Origin of the sequence: Amycolatopsis azurea DSM 43854, from assembly GCF_001995215.1 — a bacterium.
In the GTDB taxonomy this organism is placed as follows: domain Bacteria; phylum Actinomycetota; class Actinomycetes; order Mycobacteriales; family Pseudonocardiaceae; genus Amycolatopsis; species Amycolatopsis azurea.
Genome location: NZ_MUXN01000002.1, coordinates 699,776 through 722,918, shown reverse-complemented (window position 1 = coordinate 722,918; position 23,143 = coordinate 699,776). Strand labels below are relative to the sequence as shown.

Annotated in this window: 20 protein-coding genes and 1 riboswitch; of the genes, 13 read left to right on the top strand and 7 right to left on the bottom strand. The window is 69.3% G+C overall.

From position 1 onward, the window contains the following. Positions 1-134 precede the first annotated feature (134 nt). The 6 genes from B0293_RS05390 (at position 135) to B0293_RS05365 (ending at position 7,533) form a co-directional block, all read left to right on the top strand. A complete protein-coding gene (locus B0293_RS05390; RefSeq protein WP_005163046.1) occupies positions 135-1,535 on the top strand; it encodes a short-chain fatty acyl-CoA regulator family protein in 1,401 nt (466 codons plus the stop codon). 326 nt (positions 1,536-1,861) lie between these two features. Continuing rightward, positions 1,862-2,047: riboswitch (cobalamin riboswitch) on the top strand. Positions 2,048-2,204: 157 nt separating this feature from the next. Continuing rightward, on the top strand, positions 2,205-3,704 hold the full coding sequence (locus tag B0293_RS05385; protein ID WP_005163043.1) for a CoA-acylating methylmalonate-semialdehyde dehydrogenase: 1,500 nt from the start codon (positions 2,205-2,207) through the stop codon (positions 3,702-3,704). 7 nt (positions 3,705-3,711) lie between these two features. Continuing rightward, positions 3,712-4,851, top strand: coding sequence for an acyl-CoA dehydrogenase family protein (locus B0293_RS05380; RefSeq protein WP_005163041.1), 1,140 nt, complete (start codon positions 3,712-3,714; stop codon positions 4,849-4,851). Then, a complete protein-coding gene (locus tag B0293_RS05375) occupies positions 4,848-5,876 on the top strand; it encodes an enoyl-CoA hydratase/isomerase family protein (RefSeq protein ID WP_005163037.1) in 1,029 nt (342 codons plus the stop codon). The genes B0293_RS05380 and B0293_RS05375 overlap by 4 nt, the downstream gene beginning before the upstream one ends. Continuing rightward, positions 5,873-6,757: a 3-hydroxyisobutyrate dehydrogenase gene (mmsB, locus tag B0293_RS05370; RefSeq protein ID WP_005163034.1), complete on the top strand. Its 885-nt coding sequence runs from the start codon at positions 5,873-5,875 to the stop codon at positions 6,755-6,757. The genes B0293_RS05375 and mmsB overlap by 4 nt, the downstream gene beginning before the upstream one ends. Further along, positions 6,754-7,533, top strand: coding sequence for an enoyl-CoA hydratase (locus B0293_RS05365; protein ID WP_005163032.1), 780 nt, complete (start codon positions 6,754-6,756; stop codon positions 7,531-7,533). Before mmsB ends, B0293_RS05365 begins: the two co-directional genes overlap by 4 nt. Here the strand turns inward: B0293_RS05365 and B0293_RS05360 are convergent. Both B0293_RS05360 and B0293_RS05355 read right to left on the bottom strand, forming a co-directional pair. Next, on the bottom strand, positions 7,524-8,225 hold the full coding sequence (locus B0293_RS05360; protein WP_005163027.1) for an SWIM zinc finger family protein: 702 nt from the start codon (positions 8,223-8,225) through the stop codon (positions 7,524-7,526). The genes B0293_RS05365 and B0293_RS05360 overlap by 10 nt on opposite strands. Then, positions 8,218-11,217 carry a DEAD/DEAH box helicase gene (locus tag B0293_RS05355; protein WP_039919101.1) on the bottom strand — a complete coding sequence of 1,000 codons (3,000 nt, stop codon included), beginning with the start codon at positions 11,215-11,217 and terminating at the stop codon, positions 8,218-8,220. The genes B0293_RS05360 and B0293_RS05355 overlap by 8 nt, the downstream gene beginning before the upstream one ends. A 145-nt stretch (positions 11,218-11,362) precedes the next feature. On the opposite strand from B0293_RS05355, the gene B0293_RS05350 reads away from it, so the two are divergent. From B0293_RS05350 to B0293_RS05335, 4 genes are all read left to right on the top strand, one after another. Continuing rightward, positions 11,363-12,478: a DICT sensory domain-containing protein gene (locus tag B0293_RS05350; RefSeq protein ID WP_005163020.1), complete on the top strand. Its 1,116-nt coding sequence runs from the start codon at positions 11,363-11,365 to the stop codon at positions 12,476-12,478. 13 nt (positions 12,479-12,491) lie between these two features. Next, a complete protein-coding gene (locus B0293_RS05345; RefSeq protein WP_005163016.1) occupies positions 12,492-13,112 on the top strand; it encodes a YaaA family protein in 621 nt (206 codons plus the stop codon). Between the two features lie 154 nt (positions 13,113-13,266). Next, positions 13,267-13,872: a TetR/AcrR family transcriptional regulator gene (locus tag B0293_RS05340; RefSeq protein WP_005163013.1), complete on the top strand. Its 606-nt coding sequence runs from the start codon at positions 13,267-13,269 to the stop codon at positions 13,870-13,872. Further along, a complete protein-coding gene (locus tag B0293_RS05335; protein ID WP_005163010.1) occupies positions 13,869-14,336 on the top strand; it encodes a hypothetical protein in 468 nt (155 codons plus the stop codon). The genes B0293_RS05340 and B0293_RS05335 overlap by 4 nt, the downstream gene beginning before the upstream one ends. Here the strand turns inward: B0293_RS05335 and B0293_RS05330 are convergent. Further along, complete coding sequence (locus B0293_RS05330) at positions 14,308-14,736, bottom strand: MarR family winged helix-turn-helix transcriptional regulator (protein WP_005163007.1); 429 nt, start codon at positions 14,734-14,736, stop codon at positions 14,308-14,310. The two genes, B0293_RS05335 and B0293_RS05330, sit on opposite strands and share 29 nt — an antisense overlap. A 70-nt stretch (positions 14,737-14,806) precedes the next feature. Between B0293_RS05330 and B0293_RS05325 the strand changes: the two genes are divergently transcribed. After that, positions 14,807-15,415 (top strand): TIGR03086 family metal-binding protein, encoded by a 609-nt coding sequence (locus B0293_RS05325; protein ID WP_005163004.1) that lies wholly within the window; start codon positions 14,807-14,809, stop codon positions 15,413-15,415. Here B0293_RS05325 and B0293_RS05320 read toward each other — a convergent pair. Next, positions 15,399-16,271 (bottom strand): alpha/beta fold hydrolase, encoded by an 873-nt coding sequence (locus B0293_RS05320; RefSeq protein WP_005163001.1) that lies wholly within the window; start codon positions 16,269-16,271, stop codon positions 15,399-15,401. The genes B0293_RS05325 and B0293_RS05320 overlap by 17 nt on opposite strands. Positions 16,272-16,361: 90 nt before the next feature. Between B0293_RS05320 and B0293_RS05315 the strand changes: the two genes are divergently transcribed. Next, positions 16,362-16,967 carry a TetR/AcrR family transcriptional regulator gene (locus tag B0293_RS05315; protein WP_005162990.1) on the top strand — a complete coding sequence of 202 codons (606 nt, stop codon included), beginning with the start codon at positions 16,362-16,364 and terminating at the stop codon, positions 16,965-16,967. Here the strand turns inward: B0293_RS05315 and B0293_RS05310 are convergent. Then, positions 16,951-17,670, bottom strand: a complete 720-nt coding sequence (locus B0293_RS05310) for a TetR/AcrR family transcriptional regulator (protein WP_005162988.1) — start codon at positions 17,668-17,670, stop codon at positions 16,951-16,953. The genes B0293_RS05315 and B0293_RS05310 overlap by 17 nt on opposite strands. A gap of 83 nt (positions 17,671-17,753) precedes the next feature. Between B0293_RS05310 and B0293_RS05305 the strand changes: the two genes are divergently transcribed. Then, positions 17,754-19,229 carry a carotenoid oxygenase family protein gene (locus B0293_RS05305; protein WP_005162987.1) on the top strand — a complete coding sequence of 492 codons (1,476 nt, stop codon included), beginning with the start codon at positions 17,754-17,756 and terminating at the stop codon, positions 19,227-19,229. A 42-nt stretch (positions 19,230-19,271) separates the two neighbouring features. Here B0293_RS05305 and B0293_RS05300 read toward each other — a convergent pair whose 3' ends face one another. Together B0293_RS05300 and B0293_RS05295 are read right to left on the bottom strand one after the other, a co-directional pair. Further along, a complete protein-coding gene (locus B0293_RS05300; RefSeq protein ID WP_005162986.1) occupies positions 19,272-22,028 on the bottom strand; it encodes a DUF5682 family protein in 2,757 nt (918 codons plus the stop codon). Continuing rightward, a complete protein-coding gene (locus tag B0293_RS05295; RefSeq protein ID WP_005162985.1) occupies positions 22,025-23,137 on the bottom strand; it encodes an ATP-binding protein in 1,113 nt (370 codons plus the stop codon). Before B0293_RS05295 ends, B0293_RS05300 begins: the two co-directional genes overlap by 4 nt. Positions 23,138-23,143: the final 6 nt, after the last annotated feature.

Here is a 23,143-nt window from a genome sequence, read left to right as displayed (position 1 = left end):
TTCCCCTCGGTTGTGAACCTCGTGACGCTCTGCCCCTTGAGCCTGGCAGCTCCGGAAACTCGTTGCCACCACTCGACCCTGTGAAGCTTTGTGAACGTTCGCGGCCTCCTTGTAAATGTTGTTACAGTCCGGTTGTGGAGAAGATGTACGCGGGCGCTCGCCTGCGCCAGCTGCGCGAAGACCGGTCCATGACCCAATCCGAGCTGGCCAGACTGATGGAGATCTCACCGAGCTACGTCAACCAGCTCGAACACAACGGCCGCCCGCTCACGCTGCCGGTCCTACTCAAGCTCACCGAGACCTTCGGCGTGGACACGGAGTTCTTCGCCGCGAGGGACACCGCGCGGCTGATCGCCGACGTCCGTGAGGTGTTCGACGACAACACCGTCAGCGGCGCGATCTCCGCCGTCGACGTCGACGCGTTGACCACCACCCTGCCCGAGGTGGCGCGAACCCTCGTCGCGCTGCACCGCCGTTACCGGGAGGCGGTGGAGAACGTCGCCACCCTGGTGACCGAACAGGGGCTGGACCGCTCGACGGCGCAGCAGCCGCACGAGGAGATCCGCGACTGGTTCTACCTGCGCCGCAACCACGTCGCCGAACTCGACGCCCCCGCCGAGAAGCTCGCCGCCGAATTGCGGCTCCACCCGGGTGAAGTCCGGAATGGACTGGTCGCGGGGCTGCTGGAGCGTCACGGTGTCAAGGTCACCGCCGAATCCCTCGGCCCCGACCAGCACCACTTCGACCCGCGCCGGAAGACCCTGCGGCTCTCCCCCGCGCTGCGCCCCGGCCAGGCCGCCTTCCGGCTCGCCTCGGAACTGGCGCTACTGGAGGCGGGTGACGTGATCGACCGGCTCGTCGACGACGGGAAGTTCAGCGGCGACACCGCGAGACGGCTCGCGCGGATCGGTCTGGCCAACTACTTCGCGGGCGCTGTCGTGCTGCCGTACCGCGTGTTCCTCGGCGCGGCGGAACGGTATCGCTACGACATCACGCGGCTGTCCGACCACTTCGGCGTCGGCTTCGAAACCGTCTGCCATCGACTGTCCACTTTGCAGCGCCCCGGTACCCGCGGCGTGCCGTTCTCGTTCGTCCGGGTCGATCGCGCGGGCAACATCTCGAAACGCCAGTCCGCCACTGGGTTCCACTTCTCCCGCGTCGGCGGCTCGTGTCCATTGTGGATCGTCTACGAGGCTTTCGGCTCACCGGGCCGGATCCTCACCCAGATCGCCGAACTCCCGGACGGCAAGAAGTACTTCTGGCTCGCCCGCACCGTCTCCCGCGCCGCGGGCGGGCACGGCGACCCCGGCAAGACGTTCGCGATCGGGCTCGGCTGCGAACTCCGGCACGCGAAACGGCTCGTCTACTCCGACGGACTGGCGCTCGGCACGGGCGCGGCCGTCACCCCGATCGGGATGGGCTGCAAGGTCTGCGAACGGCCCGCGTGCCCGCAGCGGGCGTTCCCCGCGATCGGGAAGCCGATGCGGGTCGACGAGCACTCCTCCAGCCTGCTGCCCTACCCACCGCTCGGCTGAGGCCTCGCGAGTGGGATTTGGGCAATTTTTCTGGGTAGGGCAAAGTTGTCCTGTCGGACGGCCAAGTCAACGCTTGCCCGAATGACCGGTACCGCCCACTTGACACGCGGACTCACCAAACAGCGTTGTGAAAGCCACTTTCGCAACGTTGAAGGTTGCGAAAGTGGCTTTCGCGACGCCGATGGAGGCCACGCTTCAGGTGAAGGGGACCTTAGGCGAGTGCGACGCGGGGAGAGTTCCCTTCACCCAGGCCGACGCGCCGCTCTGCCCTACCCACCGCTCGGCTGAGCGGTCCAGCTGAGGCGTACGCCACAACCTCGACATAGTCGGACTTCCTACTTTATGGTGTCCACAGGTCTGCGGTGCAGGGAAGCCGGTGAGAATCCGGTGCGGTCCCGCCACTGTGACCGGGGAGCGGCGCTCCCGCAGAGAAGGCCACTGGCGCGAGCCGGGAAGGCCGGAGCCGCCGCGGATCCGGGAGCCAGGATACCGGCCGCAGATGTCCACGTTCGTCCACGAGGATGGAGCTGAACGCATGCGGATTCTTCCTGCCTGCGCGAAAGTCGCCGACCCGCCACCACCCCGGCGGTAGTCGTCCGTACTCCCCTGCCCGGCCGCCGATCGCGGTCCCGGGCGGCTTCGTCCTGCGTACTTTCGGAAAGGGCATCCATGAGCACCGAACTCAGTCACTTCGTCGGCGGCAAGCCGGTACCGGGGACGTCCGGCCGTTTCGCCGACGTCTTCGATCCCAGCACCGGCGCCGTCCAGGCCCGCGTCCCGCTCGCCTCGGCCGCCGAGGTCGCCGGCGTGGTCGCCGACGCGGCGCAGGCTCAGCTCGACTGGGCCCGCTGGAACCCGCAGAAGCGGGCCCGGGTACTGATGAAGTTCGTCGACCTCGTCCGCGCCGAGGAGGACTCGCTCGCCCGGCTGCTCGCCTCCGAGCACGGCAAGACCGTCCCCGACGCGCGCGGCGACATCCAGCGCGGCCTCGAAGTGGTCGAGTTCGCCATCGGCATCCCGCATCTGCTCAAGGGCGAGTACAGCGACAGCGCGGGCACCGGCATCGACGTCTACTCGATGCGGCAGCCGCTCGGCGTGGTCGCCGGGATCACCCCGTTCAACTTCCCCGCGATGATCCCGCTGTGGAAGGCCGCCCCGGCGATCGCCTGCGGGAACGCCTTCGTGCTCAAGCCGTCCGAACGCGATCCGTCGGTCCCGCTGCGGCTGGCAGAACTCTTCCTCGAAGCGGGTCTGCCGCCGGGCGTGTTCAACGTGGTCAACGGCGACAAGGAAGCCGTGGACGCGCTGCTGACCGACCCCCGCGTCGAGGCCGTCGGCTTCGTCGGCTCGTCGTCGATCGCCGAGTACATCTACACCACCGCGGCCGCGCACGGGAAACGCGCGCAGTGCTTCGGCGGCGCGAAGAACCACATGATCGTGATGCCGGACGCGGACCTCGACCAGGTCGTCGACGCGCTGATCGGCGCCGGGTACGGCTCCGCCGGCGAACGCTGCATGGCTATCTCGGTCGCCGTCCCGGTCGGCGAGGCCACCGCCGACGCGCTGGCCGCCCGGCTTACCGAGCGCGTCAAGACGTTGAAGGTCGGCGCCTCGCTCGACGAAACGGCCGACTTCGGACCGCTGGTGACCGCCGAGGCCGTCCAGCGCGTCCGCGACTACATCGACGTCGGTATCGCCGAAGGGGCGAAGCTGCTCGTCGACGGCCGCGGGACCACTGTGGACGGTCACGAGAACGGCTTCTTCCTCGGTGGCTGCCTGTTCGACCACGTCACCACCGACATGCGGATCTACCGCGAGGAGATCTTCGGCCCGGTGCTGTCGATCGTCCGCGCCGCCGACTACGAGGAAGCACTGCGGCTTCCCAGCGAGCACGAGTACGGCAACGGCGTCGCGATCTTCACCCGAGACGGTGACACCGCCCGCGACTTCACCTCGCGGGTGAACACCGGCATGGTCGGGGTCAACGTGCCCATCCCGGTCCCGATCGCCTACCACACCTTCGGCGGCTGGAAGCGCTCCGGTTTCGGCGATCTCAACCAGCACGGGCCGGACTCGATCCGCTTCTACACCAAGACCAAGACGGTCACCTCGCGCTGGCCTTCCGGCACCAAGGAAGGCGCCAGCTTCGTCATCCCGACGATGAGCTGAGGCCGCGATGAGACTGACCGACGAACAGCGCGCCCTGCGCGAGACCGCGGCGGAGTTCGCCACGGAACACCTCGCGCCGCACGCGATCGAATGGGACCAGGCCAAGCACTTCCCGGTCGACGTCCTGCGCAAGGCCGCCCAGCTGGGCATGGGCGGCGTCTACCTGCCCGAAGACCTCGGCGGCTCCGCGCTCGGACGGCTCGACGGCGTCCTCGTCTTCGAGGCGCTCGCCACCGGCTGCCCGTCACTGGCCGCGTACATCTCGATCCACAACATGGTCGCGACCATGATCGACAAGTTCGGCGACGACTCCCAGCGGCACCGGTACCTGCCACGGATGTCCACTATGGACACCTTTGGCAGCTACTGCCTCACCGAACCAGACGCCGGTTCCGACGCGGCGGCGCTCTCCACCCGCGCCCGCCTCGACGGTGACGAGTACGTGCTTGACGGGGTCAAGCAGTTCATCTCCGGCGCGGGCGTCTCGGACGTCCACGTCGTGCTCGCCCGCACCGGCGGACCCGGCGCGCGGGGCATCTCCGCGTTCATCGTCGACCGGGACACCCCCGGCGTTTCCTTCGGCCCCAACGAGATCAAGATGGGCTGGAACGCCCAGCCCACCCGGCAGGTGATCTTCGAGGGCGCCCGCGTCCCCGCGTCCGCGCTGCTCGGCGGCGAGGGCAACGGATTCCGGGTCGCGATGTCCGCCTTGGACGGTGGCAGGCTCAACATCTCGGCCTGTTCCCTCGGCGGGGCCGAAGCCGCGCTCGGCATGGCCGTCCGGCATCTGTCGGAGCGGTCGGCGTTCGGCGAGAAGCTGTCGGAGAAGCAGGCGTTGCAGTTCCGGCTGGCCGACATGCGCACCGACCTCGAAGCCGCCCGCACCCTGCTCTGGCGGGCAGCGGACGCGCTCGACCAGGGTGAGGACACCGCGACCCAGCTTTCGGCGATGGCGAAGCGCTTCTGCACCGACACCGGGTTCGAGGTGGCCAACCAGGCGCTGCAGTTGCACGGCGGGTACGGCTACCTCGCCGAGTACGGGCTGGAGAAGATCGTCCGCGATCTGCGGGTGCACCAGATCCTCGAAGGGACCAATGAAATCATGCGCGTGATCATCTCGCGCCGGATGCTGCAGGAGGCTTCGTGAACGACGTCCAGTTCCTCGTCCACAGTGGAATCGGCCGGATCACGCTGAACCGGCCGCGGGCGCTGAACTCGCTGAACCACGACATGGTTCTCGCGATGCTCGACCACCTCGAAGCCTGGCGTTCCGACCCCGCGGTCCGTGCCGTGCTGATCGACGGCGCGGGCGACCGCGGGCTCTGCGCGGGCGGCGACATCCGCGCCATCTACGAGGACGCCCGCACCGGCGGCACCGCGTCGCTGCGGTTCTGGGCCGACGAGTACCGGCTGAACGCGCTGATCTCGCGCTACCCCAAGCCGTACCTCGCGCTCATGGACGGGCTCGTGATGGGCGGCGGGGTCGGCGTCTCCGCGCACGGCAGCCACCGGATCGTCACCGAACGCTCCCGCGTCGGCATGCCCGAGACCGGCATCGGCTTCGTCCCCGACGTCGGCGGCACATACCTGCTGTCCCGGACGCCCGGCGAGCTGGGCACGCACGTCGCGCTCACCGCCGGGTCGATCTCGGGGGCCGACGCGATCCACTGTGGACTCGCCGATCACTTCGTCTCCAGCGAGAAGATCCCGGACCTGCTCGACGCGCTCGCGTCCCGGACCCCGGACACCGCGCTGGAGCTGATCGCCGAACCCGCGCCGCCGAGCGCGCTGGCCGAGGACGCCGACTGGATCGACCGGTGCTACGCGGCGGACACGGTCGAGGAGATCCTGACCCGGCTCCACGCGAGCGGTGACGCGGCGGCCACCGCCGCCAAGGAGATCGAGGCGAAGTCACCCACCTCGCTGAAGGTGACCCTGCGGGCGCTCCGCATCGCCGCGGACCTGCCCGATCTGGAAACCGTGCTGGCGCAGGAGTTCCGGATCTCGACCCACGCGCTGTCCTCGCCTGAGTTCGCCGAGGGGATCCGGGCGCAGATCATCGACAAGGACCGCTCCCCGAAGTGGTCCCCCGCCACTCTGTCCGAAGTGGACGAAAAGCTGGTCGACGCCTACTTCGCCGAACTCGGCGACGCCGAGTGGGTGGCCCGATGACGATCGCTTTCCTCGGCCTGGGCAACATGGGCGGTCCGATGGCCGCCAACCTGGTCAAGTCCGGTGAGACCGTCCATGGCTACGACCCCGCTCCCGGTGCGCGTTCCGAGGGCGTGGCCAGGTTCGACAGCGCGAGCACGGCGGTCGCGGCGGCGGACGTCGTCGTCACGATGCTGCCCAGCGGCAAGCACGTCCTCGACTGCTACCGGGAGATCCTGCCGTCCGCGCGGCCGGGGACGTTGTTCGTCGACTGCTCCACCATCGACGTCGCCGATGCCCGCCAAGCGGCCGAACTGGTGACCGCGGCCGGTCACCGCGCCGTCGACGCCCCGGTGTCCGGCGGCGTGGTCGGCGCCGAAGCCGGGACGCTGACGTTCATGGTCGGCGGCGACTCGCAGGCGTTCGTCACCGCGGAGCCGTTCTTGGCCATCATGGGCGCCAGGGCGATCCACTGTGGATCATCCGGCGCCGGGCAGGCGGCGAAGATCTGCAACAACATGATCCTCGGTGTCTCGATGATCGCCGTCTCGGAGGCGTTCGCCCTCGGCGAGGAACTCGGCCTCACCCCTCAGGCGCTGTTCGACGTCGCCTCGACCGCGTCCGGGCAGTGCTGGGCGCTGACCACCAACTGCCCGGTGCCCGGCCCCGTCCCGGCCAGCCCCGCCAACCGGGAGTACACCGGCGGATTCGCCAGCGGCCTGATGCTGAAGGACCTGCGCCTGGCCGAATCGGCGGCCCGGGACAACGACGTCGCGACCCTGCTCGGTACGAGGGCCGCGGAACTCTACGCGGCGTTCGTCGAACGGGACGGTCCCGGCCGGGACTTCTCCGCCATCATCACCGCCGTCCGCGACGGCCTCCTCACCAAGGAAACCGCATGAGCGAGTACGAGACCATCACCGTCGAGCGCGCGGCCGATCGCGTCGCCCTGATCACGCTCAATCGCCCCAAGGCGCTCAACGCGCTGAACCTGCGGGTCATGCGCGAAGTCACCGCGGCGGCGGCCGAACTCGGCCAGGATCCCGACGTCGGCGCGATCGTGCTCACCGGTTCCGCCAAGGCCTTCGCGGCCGGCGCGGACATCAAGGAGATGCAGCCGCAGTCGTTCAGCGATGTCTACGCGGCCGACTGGTTCGCGGGCTGGGACGCGCTTTCCCGCGTCCGTGTCCCGCTGATCGCCGCCGTCTCCGGCTACGCCCTCGGCGGCGGCTGCGAACTAGCCATGATGTGCGACGTCCTGATCGCGGCCGAGAACGCCAAGTTCGGTCAGCCGGAGATCACCCTCGGCGTCATCCCCGGCATGGGCGGCTCCCAGCGGCTGACCCGCGCGATCGGCAAGGCCAAAGCGATGGACCTGTGCCTCACCGGCCGCATGATCGACGCCGCCGAGGCCGAGCGGTCCGGGCTCGTCTCCCGGGTCGTGCCCACCGAGAGCCTGCTCGACGACGCCCTGGCGGTCGCGGCGAAGATCGCGAGCATGTCGCGCCCCGCCGCGATGATGGTCAAGGAGGCCGTGAACCAGGCTTTCGAGTCCGGGCTGGCAGACGGACTCCGGTTCGAACGGCGCCTGTTCCACGGCACCTTCGCCACCCAGGACCAGAAGGAAGGGATGGCCGCGTTCACCGAGAAACGCGAGCCGAAGTTCCTTCACTCCTGACCGGTGAGCGACCGGTAGAGCGGTCGCAGCAACTCGGTGACCGACGTCCCGTCCACAGTGGACTTGAGGGGCGGGACCTCGTCGAGCAGCCCCAGCGGGTCCCCGGCCGGCGGGCGTCGCGTGTTCGTGACGTCCCCGGCCGGGCCCCAGCCGAAGAAGTCGTCCATGACCTCGTCGAGGCCGGGCGTCTCGTCTTCCGCCGACGGGGCCGTCACGCGGGCGCCCGCCTGCCGTCCGATTTCTTCGAGCAACGTCGCGCGGTCGCGCCCGCGGAGGGCGAAGATCGAGAACGGGTCCGCGTCTTCCTCGAGTGCGATCAGCCCCGCGACGAGGTGGTCGCAGGGGACGCGAGTGCCCGGACAGGTGCAGTCCAGCGACAGTTCCCAGCCCGCCTCGGGGAACAGCGGTACCTGCTCCGCGACGAAGAAGCGTTCGACGTCGTCCGGGACCTGGCCGTCGAGCATGGCCGTGGTCGTGTTCTCCTCCGCGACGACGGCGGCGATGACCGCCGTCCACACCTGTTTGCCGAACGTCGGCAGGCCGACGCGGACCTCGTAGAACCGCTGTCGCGTCACCCGGACCCGGGCGACCGCCGCACCGGGCCCGATCGTGAGGGTGTCGACCCGGCACGGCGGTACGAGTCCTTTGTGGACGCCGAGGTCGTCCAGCGCCCGGCGGAATCCTTCAGTCATCGGACGCCTCCCGTCCGAGTGCGAAGACCTCGCGCAGCGAATCGGTCGACAGCTCCGTCAGCCAGTCCTCCCCGTCGGTGACGACGAGGTCGGCGAGCGCTTCCTTCTTCGTGATGACGGCGTCGATCCGTTCCTCGATGGTGCCGGGACAGACGAACTTCCGCACCTGGACGCTGTTCCGCTGGCCGATGCGGAAGGCGCGGTCGGTGGCCTGTTCCTCGACCGCCGGATTCCACCACCGGTCCAGATGCAGGACGTGAGTGGCCGCCGTCAATGTCAGTCCCGCTCCCCCGGTCTTCAACGACGCGAGCAGGATCGACGGACCGTCACCCGATTGGAAGTGCTCGACGATCGAGTCACGGCGTCGCTGTGACAACCCGCCGTGCAGGAAGGCGACCTTCACGTTCAGCCGGTGCGAAAGATGCGGCACGAGCAGGTGACCGAATTCGGCGAACTGGGTGAAGCACAGCGCGCGGTCGCCCGAGTCCAGGATCTCCGCCAGGAGTTCTTCGAGCCGGTTGACCTTGCCGGACCGGATCCCGATCGGCGAACCGTCGTGCAGCAGATGCGCGGGATGGTTGCAGATCTGCTTGAGCTTGGTGATCGCGGCGAGGATGTTGCCGCGCCGCTTGACCCCGGCGCTGTCGGCGATCTTCGTCATCATCTCGTCGACGGTCGCGCGGTACAGCGTCACCTGCTCGCGGGTGAGGCGGTATTCCTGGAGGATCTCGATCTTCTCGGGCAGGTCCGCGAGGACGGTGGGATCGGTTTTGAGGCGCCGCAACAGGAACGGCCGGGTCAGCCGGCGCAGCTCGGTGACCGCGGTGAGGTCGCCGCGTCGTTCGATGGGCACTTCGAACCGCTCGCGGAACTCTTGCCTGCCACCGAGGACGCCGGGGTTGAGCAGATCCGAGATCGCCCACAGGTCGGCGAGCCGGTTCTCCACCGGTGTCCCGGTGAGGGCGACCCGGTGACCGGCGGGAATCCGCCGCAAAGCCTGCGCCGGGCCGGTGTTCTGGTTCTTGACCGCCTGGGCCTCGTCGAGCACGAGCCGGTGCCATCGGGTGCCCGCGAGCTCGTCCGCGTCACGCGCGGCGGTCGAGTAGGTGGTGACGACGAGATCCGCGCCCTTCATGCGGGCGTGGTCACGATCGGCACCGTGATGGAGGTGGACACGCAGCTCCGGCGCGAACTTGGCCGCCTCGCGCTGCCAGGTCCCGAGGAGCGACATCGGGCAGACGAGCAGCGTCGGCCCGGTGTCCCCCTGTGCCCGCTCGATCGCTTCGAGCGCGAGCAGTTGGACGGTCTTGCCGAGACCCATGTCGTCGGCGAGGCAGGCGCCGAGCCCGATCGACGCCATGAACGAAAGCCAGGCGACACCACGGCTCTGGTACGGCCGCAGGGTCGCCAGGAAGGTCGGCGGCGGTTCGACCGGCTCGATGGTGCGCTGGACCCGTCCGTCGAGGAAGTCGTCGATCCAGCCGTCGGTGGTGACTTCGGTGACCGGCAGCGGCGCTTCGAAGCCGCCGTGAAGCAGGGCAAGAAGGTCGGCAGGCGTGGGCAGCGGCGGCTTCTCGCGGTCCGGGTCGCGGCGCAGGTAATCGAGACCGGCGCGCAGCAGTTCGGGATCCACGCTCACCCATCGGCCGCGCAGCCGGACCAGCGACGACTTCGCGGCGGCGAGCCCGGCGAGTTCCTCGTCGGTCAGGGCGTCTTCCCCGACGGCGAGCGCCCACCGGTAGGAAGCGAGCTGGTGACGGCCGAGCCGGTGCACGGCGGCCTGGTCGACCGGCGCGCCGCGGACGGACAGCTTGAGCGCGAGCTTCCGCCTGCCACCCCAGCTCGCCGGGAGCTCGACGTCGAATCCGGCCGCGACCAGCTTCTCCGCGCCACCGTCGAGGAACTCCACGGTCTCGGCGACGGTGAGGTCGTAGATGCCCGGCTTCGCGGCCTCGACCGCCGGGCCGAGCATCGGCAGCACTCCCGCGGCTCGTTCCAGCTCGGCGGTGAACAGGCCTTCGGGGTCGGTGAACTTCGCGCCCGCCTTGCCGGACCAGACGTCCTCGGCCGGGAGCAGGAGACTGGGATCGGCCGCGGAGCGCAGCAGGAAACGCAGCTGCCACTTGGTTCCGTCGCCGGTCTGGTCGTCCGGGTCGTCGGCCGGTCCGTACAGCGTGGGGACCTCGTCGAGCCGGAGGCAGACGGTGCCTTCGGTGAGGTCGGTGTCGCCGACCTCGTCCCACGCCGCGATGCCTTCGGCGACGATCCCCATGCGGCCCGGCGCCTGGCTGATCCGGTCGTCGGCGCTCTTCAGCGCGTGGAGCCACGATCCGAACGGCCCTTCACGACCGTCGCTTTCGGTCGCGTGGCCCGCGGCGGCCAGGCGATCGCGGACGGCGGCGTCGACCAGCGTGTGAAGCGCGTCGGTGACGAGCGCGGCGGGGTCCGGTCCGGGGTGTTCGGCCCGGCCGACCGGCGGGATGGCCGCGATCAGCGCCCGGAGCCTGACCGCGTCGCCGCCCCGGGCCACCGGCCGCCAGCGCGCCCGCGCGACGATCTCGTTCCGCACGAGCGTGGGGAGCACGCGGCCGCGGCGCACCAGGTCGTTCGCCAGCCGGACGACGGCACGGAGGTGCCGGACGGAAGTGCCGTAGCTGACCGTGTCGGCCAGGTCGCCCAGTTCGGAGGGGTCGATCAGGAGCGCCGGAACGGACCAGGGTTCCAGCGTGAGTTCCTGCTGCTGTGGCCTGCCGCGCGAGCCGAGTTCGGGCGAGGCGACCGGACCGCCGCGCCGCGACGGCAGCAGCAGGACGGCCGACGCCGGCTTTCCGGGGTGCAGCGCGGTCAGATCCGCGACCGACGCGGCGAACGGATGCGGCCGGGCCGCGCTCGACGGCCGCATCGACGTCGTCGCCGGACGGTCGCCGTGTTCACCCCACAGCACGATCCCGCGGCCACGGGACCACAGCCCGTGCACGACGAGTGGCGTCATGGTCCCCCTTTCGCGGTCTGTCCCTCCAGCATGCCCGGCGCCGATCAGCGTCCGGTCAGCGAGGGTCACACCATCGTGTAGCTAGGCGGCGATCGCCCGCTCTTCTAGCCTGATGAGCTAGTCCCCACACGGAAGCGATCACTCGATGACCGACGGAGAAGCACGCGCCGGCGTGCTGTCCAAACGCGCGCTCGTGATCGCTTCCCACGCCGTGGAGAGAGCCGCGCTCGCCGAAGGCACCGACGAGAACATGGTCGTTCTCGCGCTCTTCCAGCGCTTGCCCTACTTCGAGCGGGAACGCGAGGTCTACGCCAGGATCGCCCGGCGCGCGGCCGTGACCGTCGTCGGCATGGTCGACTCCGGGCGCCCGGACCTGCCGCACGGCGTGACCCCGGTGCTGCTGCGCGCCGAGGAGAGCCTCGCCCGCGAATGGTCGGTCGCGGTGCTCACCCCGACCTTCGGCGGCTCTGTCGTCGCCCAAGATCTCGACGACGTCGACCCGTCGGCGGCGTCCGTCGAGGCGGCGCGGCAGTTCCAAGGCCGCTGGGGTTTCCGCCGCGACGAGGCTTACGCCGAAGTCGTCCGGCTGCGCGACGCGCTCGGCGATCGCCTGCCGCCCACCGCGCGCATCAAGATCGACGAAGTACTGAAGAGCGTGACGACCCCCGCGGCGGCGCCGGTGGAGAACCGCGCGGAAGCGGCCTTGCGCCATCTCGCCGGACGGCTCGAGCGGCAAGCGCCGTCGAAGCCGGAGGAACCGGCCCTCGCGACCGATCCCGACACCGGGCTGGCGACCATGGCCGGGATCTCGGGCTGGCTGGGCGCGTCGACCGACACCGTCCCGCTCGGCCTGATCCTGATCACCGTCGACGACCTCGACGAGGTCGGGCGGCGGCACGGCAACCGGGTCAAGATGCACACCGAGCAGAACATAGCGGATCTGATCCGCGAGGATCTCCGCCCGCTCGACCGGGCGGTCCGGCTCGGCAACGCCGAATTCCTGCTGGTCCAGCCCGCGCTGGAATCGGCCGACCTGACCGAACGCAGCCTGCGCCTCGAACGGCGGCTCGGCGCGCTCCACACCACCTACCCGTTCGTGGACCTGCACCCGCGGACGACGACCATGCTCACCCGGAAGCGGCCGCTGCCCGTGAACTCCCTGCGTGCGCAGCTGAAGCAGGTACCGACCGCGGTGCTGTGGCCGCCGAGTCACGGCAGGCTCCCGACCCCGAACGGCAACGGTTCGCCCTGGTTCCACTGATACGGTCCCTCCGGTGAAAACCGTTCTGGACGAGGTGGATCCGCGCGAGGCGCTGACGATTCTCGGCCCCTCGAAAGCCAAGATCCGAGGCGGCGACGCGGGCGAGACCGGTGCCGACTGGCCGGAAGCGATGCTTCGCGCGCGGGCCGACGTCCTCACGAAGTCCAAAGTAGACAGTGGCGGAATGCGGCCCGCGTGGCTTCGCTACAACGGGAACTTCTACCGGAACGTCGGCAGCGCGCTGGGCGAGGCGGCCGGGCACGGACGGTTGCTGCTGCTCAGCGGCGGCTACGGAATCCTGCGCGCCGGCGAGCCGATCCCCTACTACGACCGGAAGCTCCGGCTCAGCGACTGGCCGCGCGGCGTGCTCGAAGACGCCGTACTCGGGGAAGCCCGGCGGATCGGCGCGACGAACGTCGTCACTTTCGTGTCCGCGAGCGCCGATTACGCGAAGCTGGTCCGGCGGATCTCTTGGAGTTCCTCGGAAATCGAGGGCGTGCTGGTGACGATCGACTTCAATGGCGGCGGCGCGCAGGTCGAGGTACCCCGGCGGCTGGCTCAGGCTTTCGGCGCTTGGTGGCGCGGATCGCCGTCGGACTACCCGCCGGGCATGGTCGTCGAGGTCCTCGACTGACCGACGCGGTCCCGCACTCTCACGTTCAGACGGCCGAGCTGGTGTTGCGAAAGCCACGTTCGCAACCTTCAGCGTTGCGAACGTGGCTTTCGCAACACCTTCCGGCGGGACCACGCGCCATTTACAATACAGATCTGTACTGTATCTTAATGAGGTGACCTCAGACGATCGCGCGCCCGGCAGGCCGCGCAGCAGAGAAGCGGACGCGGCGATCCTCGACGCCGCACTCGAGCTGTTGATCGAGTCCGGCGCCACTGCGGCCAGCATCGAGCAGGTGGCGCGACGCGCCGGGGTCACCCGCGCGACCGTCTACCGGCGCTTCCCTGACAAGACCCGCCTCCTGATCGCCGCGCTCGAAGCCGCCTACGGCAATCCCCCGCCGATCCCGGAGATAGCCGACGTCGAGCAGCTGCTGACCGGCTGGGCCGGCGTCGTCGCCGACCCGCGGCAACGCCGTCTCCTCCGCCGCGTGTACGGCGCGATCGAGGATCTGCCGGAGCTCGCCAAGGCGTACCAGGACCTGTTCGGACGGGATCGCGATCAGGCCCGCCGGGACGTGTTCGCCCGCGCCCGTGACAGCGGACATCTCCCCGCCCACGTCGACCCGGAGGTCCTGCTCGACCTGCTCACCGGCGCGATCTGGCAGCACCTGGCCACGCGCCCGGACACCTGCACACCGGCGGAGACCGAAGAGTTCCTCCGCGCCGTGCTCCACCAAGTCGGCTATCGGCCGCAGCCACGGAAAGGAACAGCGCCATGACCACCGCGAGCCCGGAAGCACAGCGGCGAACCCGGGCGTTCGCCCGCGTGATCGGTCCTTACGTCGCCACGTTCACCACCATCTACGCGATCCGCCTGCCCGAACTCCAGGGCCTCACCGGGGATCTGTTCGGGCAGCCCGGCCTGATGCTGATGCTGGGCGCGATGATGCTCGCCGCGGGGCTCGTCATCATCGGCGGGCATCGCAGCTGGCGCGGCCCACTCGCGGTCACCGTGTCCCTGTTCGGCTGGTTCGTCGCCGTCCGCGGCTTCCTGCTCATCACGACACCCGCGACGATCCGGTCCGGGGTCGACGCGACCATGCTCTCCCCCACCGCGATGACCGTCGCCAGGATCTTCTTCGCCGCTTTGGCCGTGATGGGCCTGGTGATGACCTACGCCGGCTGGTTCACCGGACGCCGCGCACAGGAGACCGTCACGGCCAGCGCGCCTCGGAAAGCGTGAGCGCGGCACGGAGGAACGCCTTGCGGTCGGCGGCGGGAAGCTGTCCGAGCAGACGTTCCTCTTGCTCCTGGATCTGCGCTTGAGCCGACCTCCGCGCTGCGCGGCCGTCGTCGGTGATCCCCAGCAGCCGGACCCGGCGATCCTTCGGGTCCGGCTCGCGCGTGATCAGGCCGTCTTCCTGGAGCGTGTCGAGGGTGCCGATGATCCGGGTCTTGTCCGCACCGATCGCCTTGGCGAGCGCGGCCTGCGTGCGGACGGGACCGTCGTCGAGGGCGCTCAGCACCACGTAGCCCCACATCGTCAACCCGTGCTCCGCCAGCACCGGCGTCTCGGCGTTCATCAGCCTGCGCATCAGCCCGCCGAGCATCGCCGCGAGATCCGGCCTCCCTTGCTCCGCCATGCGCAGACCATACCGACCGAAGTCACGGAATCGGTTGACGAACTCGTACGCATATGTAGATGATATGCGTATGCCTATCGATGAACTCCGCTTCCTCGACGCCATCGTGACCCGGACGAGCCTCGACCTCGTCGCCAAGATCACCCCGGCGGACCTGACCAAACCGACCCCGTGCAGCGCCTGGACCCTGCACGGCCTGCTGGCACACATGGCCACCCAGCATCACGGCTTCGCCGCCGCGGCCGACGGCGAGAGCGACCTCGACCACTGGCGGCTTCTTCCGCTGGGCGACGATCCCGTCGAGACCTATCGCGCCTCGGTCAACCGGGTGCTGAAGGCCTTCGTCCCCCACGATCTCGCCGACCGGAAGTTCGCGCTTCCCGAGTTCTCCACCGAAATCACCTTCACCGCGGAGCAGGCCCTCGGTTTCCATTTCGTGGACTACCTCGTGCACTCCTGGGACGTCGCCAAGAGCCTCGGCCTGCCGGTGAAGTTCGAGCAGGAGGTGCTCGACGCGGGGCTGAAGTTCGCCGAGTCGATCCCGGACGGGCGGAACCGGACGGCGCCGGGCGCCGCGTTCGGCCCGGCCGTCGATGCGACGGGACCGTCCGATCTGGACACGATCGTCGCCCTGCTCGGCCGCTCACCCTCGTGGCCGGACGTCACACCCCGGGCTTGACCGGCACCGCTTCGAGAATCCGAGCGGTGATCAGTTCAGGCTTCTCCAGCGAGAGTCCGTGAGTGGTCTTGGGGACGACCTCGACACGAAGGTGCGGGCTCACGGACTCGAGCCTGGCCGCCACCGCACGGCTGTCGTGGATGACGCTGCGTTCGGCGACGACGATCCGAGTGGGTACGTCGATCGAGTACAACTCGTCGTCGCTGAACAGGTGCATTTCCGGGAGCTGCTGTTTGTACTTGAGCGCACTGAAAAGCAGGGGCCGCACGGTGTGCCGCACGTCCGGATCCCCGGACGCCACCAGCCGGAGGAGCCATTTCGGCAGGAACCAACGGAAGATCTCCCGGAAGCTCCACCAGATGAAGCTGCTGCCGATCGCGCCGAACCCCGCGGCTTCGAAGGTGACGACACCGGCGATCCGGTCCGTCGCCCGGGACGCGAGATTCAAGGCCAGCCACCCACCCCGCGAAACGCCGGCGAGATGGACCTTTTCGTGGCCGGTCCCCGCGAGCACCCCCTCGACGACCTCCGCGAGCCAGTCCGCACAGTCCTCAGTGGACTCAATGGGAGCGGTCTGGACCGAACGCCCTGGTTCGCCGATCGTGTCGACGGCGTGGACCCGGTGCCGGGCGGCGAGTTCGGCGACGTGCGGATACCACGACAGCGACGTGCCCATCGTGCCGGAAAGCAGCACGACCGGCGGGCCGTCTTCGGGGCCGCAGCGCCGGACGCGGGTCGGGCCGAATCTCGTCTCGAGGTCCAGTTCCTCAGCGGGAACCGGCCATTTCCGCAGGATCTCGTCATAGGTGGCGGAGAAACGCACTGCCGCCTTCTTGTCGGTGAACTCCCCCAGCATCGGACCTCCTCGAAGTTTTTATGGTGCACTTGCACCATAACAGCGACCGGCCGCTCCGGCCAACCCCCGACGACATGGCAGAGTGATCGCGTGCCGAAACGAGTCGATCATCAAGAGCGCAGGCGAGGGATCGCGGAGGCGCTCTTCCGGATCGCCGCCGCCCAAGGACTCCAGGCGGTCACTCTGCGCGCGGTGGCCTCCGAGGCGGGCATCTCGATGAACCTGGTCCAGTACTACTTTTCGACCAAGGAGGAGATGCTGCGCTTCGCTTGGCGACGAATGGTCGAGCTGACCATGGAGAGCGCAGGGAAGACCGTCGGCGACGCGATGGCAACCGAAGACGAGCGCACCATCGTGCGCGCCTATCTCACGGCCGTCCTGCCGGAAGGCGAACGCGACCGCATGCTGGCCGCCGTCCAGATCGCCTACTTCGCCGTGGACGTCACGCGCGGAAGCCAGGATCCCGACCAGGAACCACTACTGCCCCACCTGGTCAACGCGGTCACCGACCTTCTCCGTAAAGCCCAGGAGAAAGGCGACATTCCGGCCCGCCTCGATCCCCGGCTGGAGGCGGACTCGCTCGCGACGATGTCGGCCGGCCTCGTCACGGCGATCATGGTCGACGCCTACACCGCGGAGCGAGCGGCGGAGATCGTCGATTACCGGCTCGACGGGGTGTTCACCGGCGGCCGATGAGCATCTCGATGCCGTCCAGGATGCGACCGAGACCGAACTCGACGTCGGCGTCCTCGATGCCTTCCTCCCCGTACGCCTCGCCGGAGACCACGGCGGCGACGCGCGCGTAACCGCGCCCCTGGAGATGCGGCCCCAGAAACCCGCTCAGCGCTTGGACCTGCCCGGGCGGGCTCGCGTTCACGTCCCGAAGCAACGAAGCGGTGCTGCGCACCCAGCCGTCGACCAGTACGGCGCAGCCCATCACGTCCTTGGTACCCAGACCTGAGTCCGCCATCCCCTCCAGGAAGCTCTCCAGCCACCCCAGCAGATTCGGCGTGGTCGGCGCGTTGCGCACCGGCAGATCGATCAGCCAGGGATGGCGGCGGCTGCGGACGAGAAGCGCGCGAGCCCAAGCCGTGACCGCGGCGCGCCAATCACCGGACAAAGGTTCCGGCGGCGGACCCCAAGCCGCTTCGGCCACCAGGACGAGCAGTTCCTCTTTGGAGCTCAGGTAACGGTAGAGCGCGTTCGCGGTGATACCGAGGCGTTTGGCGATCGACGGCATGGACAGCGCCGCGTAGCCCTCCGCGTCGGCCTGCGCGATCGCCGCGTCGACGATCTGTTCGAGGCTGTATCCCGGCTTCGGCCCACGCCGGGGCGCCGGGGCGTACCCCCAGGCCAGCGCGGTGCCCGGCGGCAGCAACTCGATCTTGACGTCGTCCATCGGGGCATTGTTGCATCCAAAACAGGTAAAGGCATACACTGTTCATGCCATACACAGTTAAATCAGGAGTTGGGGGATCGACCATGACCGAACCGAACAGGCGGAACGTGCTCCGCGGGGCGGCCGCGCTGGCCATCGGCGGGGTCGCGGCGACCTACGGGAGCACCGGGTCCGCCGCCGCTCAGCCTCTTCCACCCACCGCGACGAAGGAGCATTTTCCTTTCATTGAAGGCGCTTTCGCGCCGGTGAAGGAGGAGGTGACCGCATTCGGCCTGCCGGTCACCGGCCGCATTCCGAAGGACCTCTGCGGGCGGTACCTGCGCACCGGGCCGAACGTCCTCGGACTCGAAGATCCACGCGCTCACCACTGGATGCTGGGCGAGGGGATGGTGCACGGCGTCCGGCTGCGCGACGGGAAAGCCGAGTGGTACCGCAACCGCTGGGTGCGCTCGTCCGGAGTCGCGGCGAAACTGGGCGAGCGATACCCGTGGCCGGTGCCCGCCGAGGACTTCGCGCCGAATACGCACGTGATCACCCACCACGGCCGCATCCTCACCTTGCAGGAGTCCGGCGCGCCGCCGTACGAGCTCGACGGCGAGCTGAACACCTTGGGGCCGTTCGATTTCGGCGGCTCGCTGGAGGGCTCCTACACCGCGCACACCAAGTTCGACGCCCAGGCCGACGAACTGCACGCGGTGACCTACCACCCGACCTGGGACCACGTGCGGCATCTGATGGTCGACCGGACCGGCCGCGTCGTGCGGACCACCCGGATCCCGGTCATCGACAGCCCGATGATGCACGACTTCGGGCTCACCGAGAACTACGTGGTCGTCTTCGACGTACCGGTCACCTTCGACCCGCAGCCGGGCAAGACCGTGCCTTACAAGTGGAACACGGAGCACCCGGCCAGGGTCGGGGTGATGAAACGCGACGGCGGTCCGGTCCGCTGGTTCGGGGTCGATCCGGTCTTCTACTCGCATACGCTCAACGCCTACGAACAGGGCTCCACGGTGGTGGTGGACCTGACCACGATGCCGGCGCCGTTCGAGGTGGCGGGCAAGCAGGGCTTCGGCGGCCCATCGGCGTCGGGCCCGCCGGTGCTGGAGCGCTGGACGATCGACCTCGCGCAGGGAAGGGTGCGGCGCCGCGTCCTCGACGACCGGCCGCAGGAGTTCCCGCGGGTCAACGAAAGCCTGGTGTCCCGACGGCATCGGTACGGCTACTCGGCCTCGCCGGGTGAGCTGTTCGACGTCTACCTGGACAAGCCCGCCGACTCCTTCGGCAACGCGTTGATCAAGCACGATCTGCGGAGCGGACGCTCGGAAGTGCACCGTTTCGGCCGCGGCGCCGACGCAAGCGAAGCGGTCTTCGTGCCGTCGGCGCGCTGCAAGTCGGAGGACGACGGTTACGCCCTCGCGTACGTGAACAATCCTGACCGCAACGCGTCGGATCTGGTGATCCTCTCGGCGCAGGACTTCACCGCGAAACCGTTGGCCCGCATCCACCTGCCGAGGCCGGTGCCGCTGGGCTTCCACGGCAGCTGGGTCGCCAACTGAGTGCCAGGGCGGTCGCCGGGTGCCCGGCGACCGCCCTTCGGTTCACACTCCGGTGAGCACCTCCTCCAGCGCCGCGGCGGTGTCCGGATACCGCTCCCGCAGCGCCAAACCGGTTGGTGCGGCGCTCCCCCACGGGTCATCGCAGCCCAGCAGACCCGCCACGGCGTCACAGGTCGCCGGATGGGCCGCCAGCAACGCGAGGCCGCCACCCCCGGTCTTCCTCGTCAATGCGAGCGGCTCCGGCTGGTCCTTCCAGGGCGGGACCCATTCGTCGAGCGCCGCGAGCCTGCCAGGGAAGATCCGGCCTGCTTCACGAACGAGCAGCGGCACCAGATCCGCGCCCCGGGACCGGAGCGTGGTGATCAACGTCGGCAACCACGGCAGCAGCAACCTGTCCGGCAGCTCCGCGAAGGCGTTCGACACCGCCTCGACGACGAAGTCGGCCAGCCCCGGCGCCGGTTCCAACGCGTGGACGAACCCGCTGAGGTAGCGCGGATAGGCGGGCAGCACCATCGGGTTGGCCAGGAGTTCGGCGCATCGCTCACGCAGTTCCGCGCGCGAGAGGGTTCCGAGCTGGACCTGTGCCGCCCACAGCAGCGCCACCTTCGACGGCTCCTGCGGATGCGATCCAGCGATCGCCAGCTCCAGCTGCGTACGGTCGCATCCCAGTGACAGGGCCAGCGCCTCCATGCTGAACAGGAAGCCCAGCATCGCGGCGACCTGCTCGACACCGGCCTCCTCGTCGGCGAAGGCCGCCGGAAGCAGCGTGCAGTAGTGCGCGTACCCCGTCCTGACGAAGTCCTCGATCCACTTCGGCAGCACCGGCTCGGTGGTCCGGTAGTGCGCCAGCAGCCGCCGCACCCGCCGCAGCACTTCCGGCGCGCCGTCGACGCTGCGTTCGGTGGCCAGCACCTCCAGAGCACGCGTGCCCAGCTCTCCTGCCAGCCGGGCGCTGCGCAGGTAGAGCGTCGCGTCCTCGACCGCGCCGAGCACCTTCGCCGCGGTCGCCTGCGGGTGGTAGGCGGCGCGCCGAAGCCGCTGCTCCAGCACCTGTTCGATGCTGACGCCCTCGTAACCCAGCTCGATCAGGGCTCGCTGGTGAGTGCCCAGCGCCAGATCCCAAGACTCCTGGATCGGCCGTTCGCCGAGCCGCCGCTCCCCCATGATCGGCCGCGCCGCGCCGTGCGGCATCAGATACCTCAGCATCCACAGCAGGTCAGAGCACAGCTCCAACTCCGGCCGCGAAGCGATGTCGAGCAACGCCCGCTGCACACCTCGTTGCTGCAGCTTGAGGTTCAGCGGCTCCAGCCTGTCGTGGACGTCGCGCGCCAGCGGCGGCAACGCGTCGTAGCCGACCTGGCCGATCCGGTCGCCGCCCATCATGATCTCGACGAGGCGCCGCACGTCGCGCCTGCCGGGTACGACGTCCTTCTCGATGCAGGTGACCGCCGCGTCCTGGAAGTCGTACGGCGTCGGCTTCGCCCGGTCGCGCAGGCCCGCCAGCAGGATCGAGGTCTCGAACACCGCGATGGCGTCGGCCGTCGAGGACAGGTAGCCGTTGCGGCGTGCCGCCCGCACGATCTCGACCGACCAGCCCAGCAACTCGGCCTCGTCCAGCCGGTCTAGGACCGGAGGTCGTTGCAGGAAGCCGGAAAGCTGATCCGATGCGACGGGATCCGTGGTGGGCGCGGGCAGTTCTGCGGCTTTCTTGCGCTTCGGTCCGCCTACCTGTCCTTCCAGCTGGAACTGCTTCACCTTGGTGCGCTTGAGGTTCTTCGCCCACTCGGTCGCGGCGATCGACACCGATCCCCCGGCGAGGCCGAACTGCGCCTCGATCGACGCGTGACTCGACGGGATCAGCCCGTACTGCCAGGTGCTCTCGCTGCGCGGGCTGATCACGAACCCGTCCGTACCCTCGACGCCGAACTCCGCGACCCGGCTGGCCGCGTGGAAGGCGCCGCAGATGTAGAGGCAATCCGCGGGATCGGCGCCCGAAGCGGCGAGGTGCTCGCGCATCCGGGTCCACATGTAGCGCTCGCGGTCTTCGTCCACCCGCACGCGGCGGGTGTCCCCGGGCGCTAGCCGGCGGAACAGACTGCCGATCAGGAACATGACCTGGCGGTAAGTGTCGTGGTCGCTGTCGCCGAGCGGCAGCTCGACGTACTGGTGCCACCACTCCGACCAGTGCCGCACCCGCCCGTGCCGCAGCAGGTGCTCCTCCAGCTCGGCGAAACGGGGCCGCAGATCACCGATCTCGACGCCCACCGCGTCACCGTGCAACGCGGCCTCCTCCTCGGCGGGCGGCGCGTCCGGATCCGGCGAAGGCTCACGCTCGTCCCACTGGAAGACGTGATCGGCGGACCGGTCCACCAGGACGAGTTCGACACCCGGGGTGTCGAGGGCGTACGCGATCGCCTGGTACTCGGCCGAAGCCTCGGTGATCGGCGCGACCACGGACAGCGGAGCCCACTCGGCTGGGAATCCCTTCACGTCCGTCGCGAAGGCCTGCACCGCCACGGGAAGACGGCAGTTGCGCAGCTCGGTCAGCAGCGGCGCCATGTCCTCGCACAGTTCGAGGTAGACCACCTTCGGCTGCTTCTCCCGCAGCCGCCGCGCCATCGCCACGGCCGACGCCGGGGAATGGTGGCAGACCGGGAAGATCTCCAGAGGCTCCTGTACCGCGCGGTCGACGTCGTCGACGAGCCCGAGCAGGATGCCCTCCAGAGCGCCGGGCCCGTCGGCGAAGGCGGCCGCGGCCTCCTGCAACTGGCCGCGCAACGCCTCGAAGGCGCCGCTCACGAGAGGGTGGCGATCGCATCGCGGCCGCCGTCGAGGAACTCCGGCCAGTCCCCGCCCTCGTCCTTGCTGCGCGGTTCGACGACGCCGTGCAGGTACTTGTTGAGGATCGCCAGGTCCTCCGGCTCGCGGCGGGCGAGCGAGCCGACAAGCGAGGACGCGAGCGTGCGGGCGGTCAGCTCGCGTTCCCCGAAGAAGTTGCTGTGCAGTACCGCGTCTTCGAGCACGCCGATCTGCTCGGCGGTGGACAGCGCGGACTCCAGCTTCTCGTCGTCGCTGCCCGCGGACGCCGCCGCGGCGCGCAGGTCGCCGAAGCTGCGCAGCAGCACGTCGAGCAGCGTCGGCGGCACGTCCAGCTCGATCTGATGGCGGCGCAGCAGTTCCTCGGTGCGGAAGCGGACGATCTCCGCCTCGCTCTTCTTGTTCGTCACCACCGGGATGCGGACGAAGTTGAACCGGCGTTTGAGCGCGGAGGACAGGTCGTTGACGCCGCGGTCGCGGCTGTTGGCGGTGGCGATCACGGAGAAGCCGGGCTTGGCGAAGACGATGCCGTCGCTGTCCAGTTCCGGCACCGAGATGTACTTCTCGGAGAGGATCGAGATCAGCGCGTCCTGGACGTCGCTGGTGGACCGGGTCAGCTCCTCGAACCGCCCGATCGAGCCCGCCTCCATCGCCGTCATGATCGGCGACGGGATCATGGACTCGCGGGACTGGCCCTTGGCGATGACCATCGAGACGTTCCACGAGTACTTGATGTGGTCTTCGGTGGTGCCGGCGGTTCCCTGCACGACGAGCGTGGAGTTGCGGGAGATCGCCGCCGCCAGCAGTTCGGCGAGCCAGCTCTTGCCGGTGCCGGGGTCGCCGATGAGCAGCAGACCGCGGTCGGAGGCGAGCGTGACGATGGCCCGCTCGACGATGCTCCGGTCGCCGAACCACTTCTGCGAGATCTCGCGGTCGAGGCCGTCGGCGCGCTCGGAACCGAGGACGAACAGACGGATCATCTTCGGGGACAGGCGCCACGCGAACGGTTTGGGGCTGTCGTCGACCGATTCCAGCCAGTCCAGCTCTTCGGCGTACTTGAGTTCGGCGGGGGCGCGCAAGACGTCGGACATTTCGTG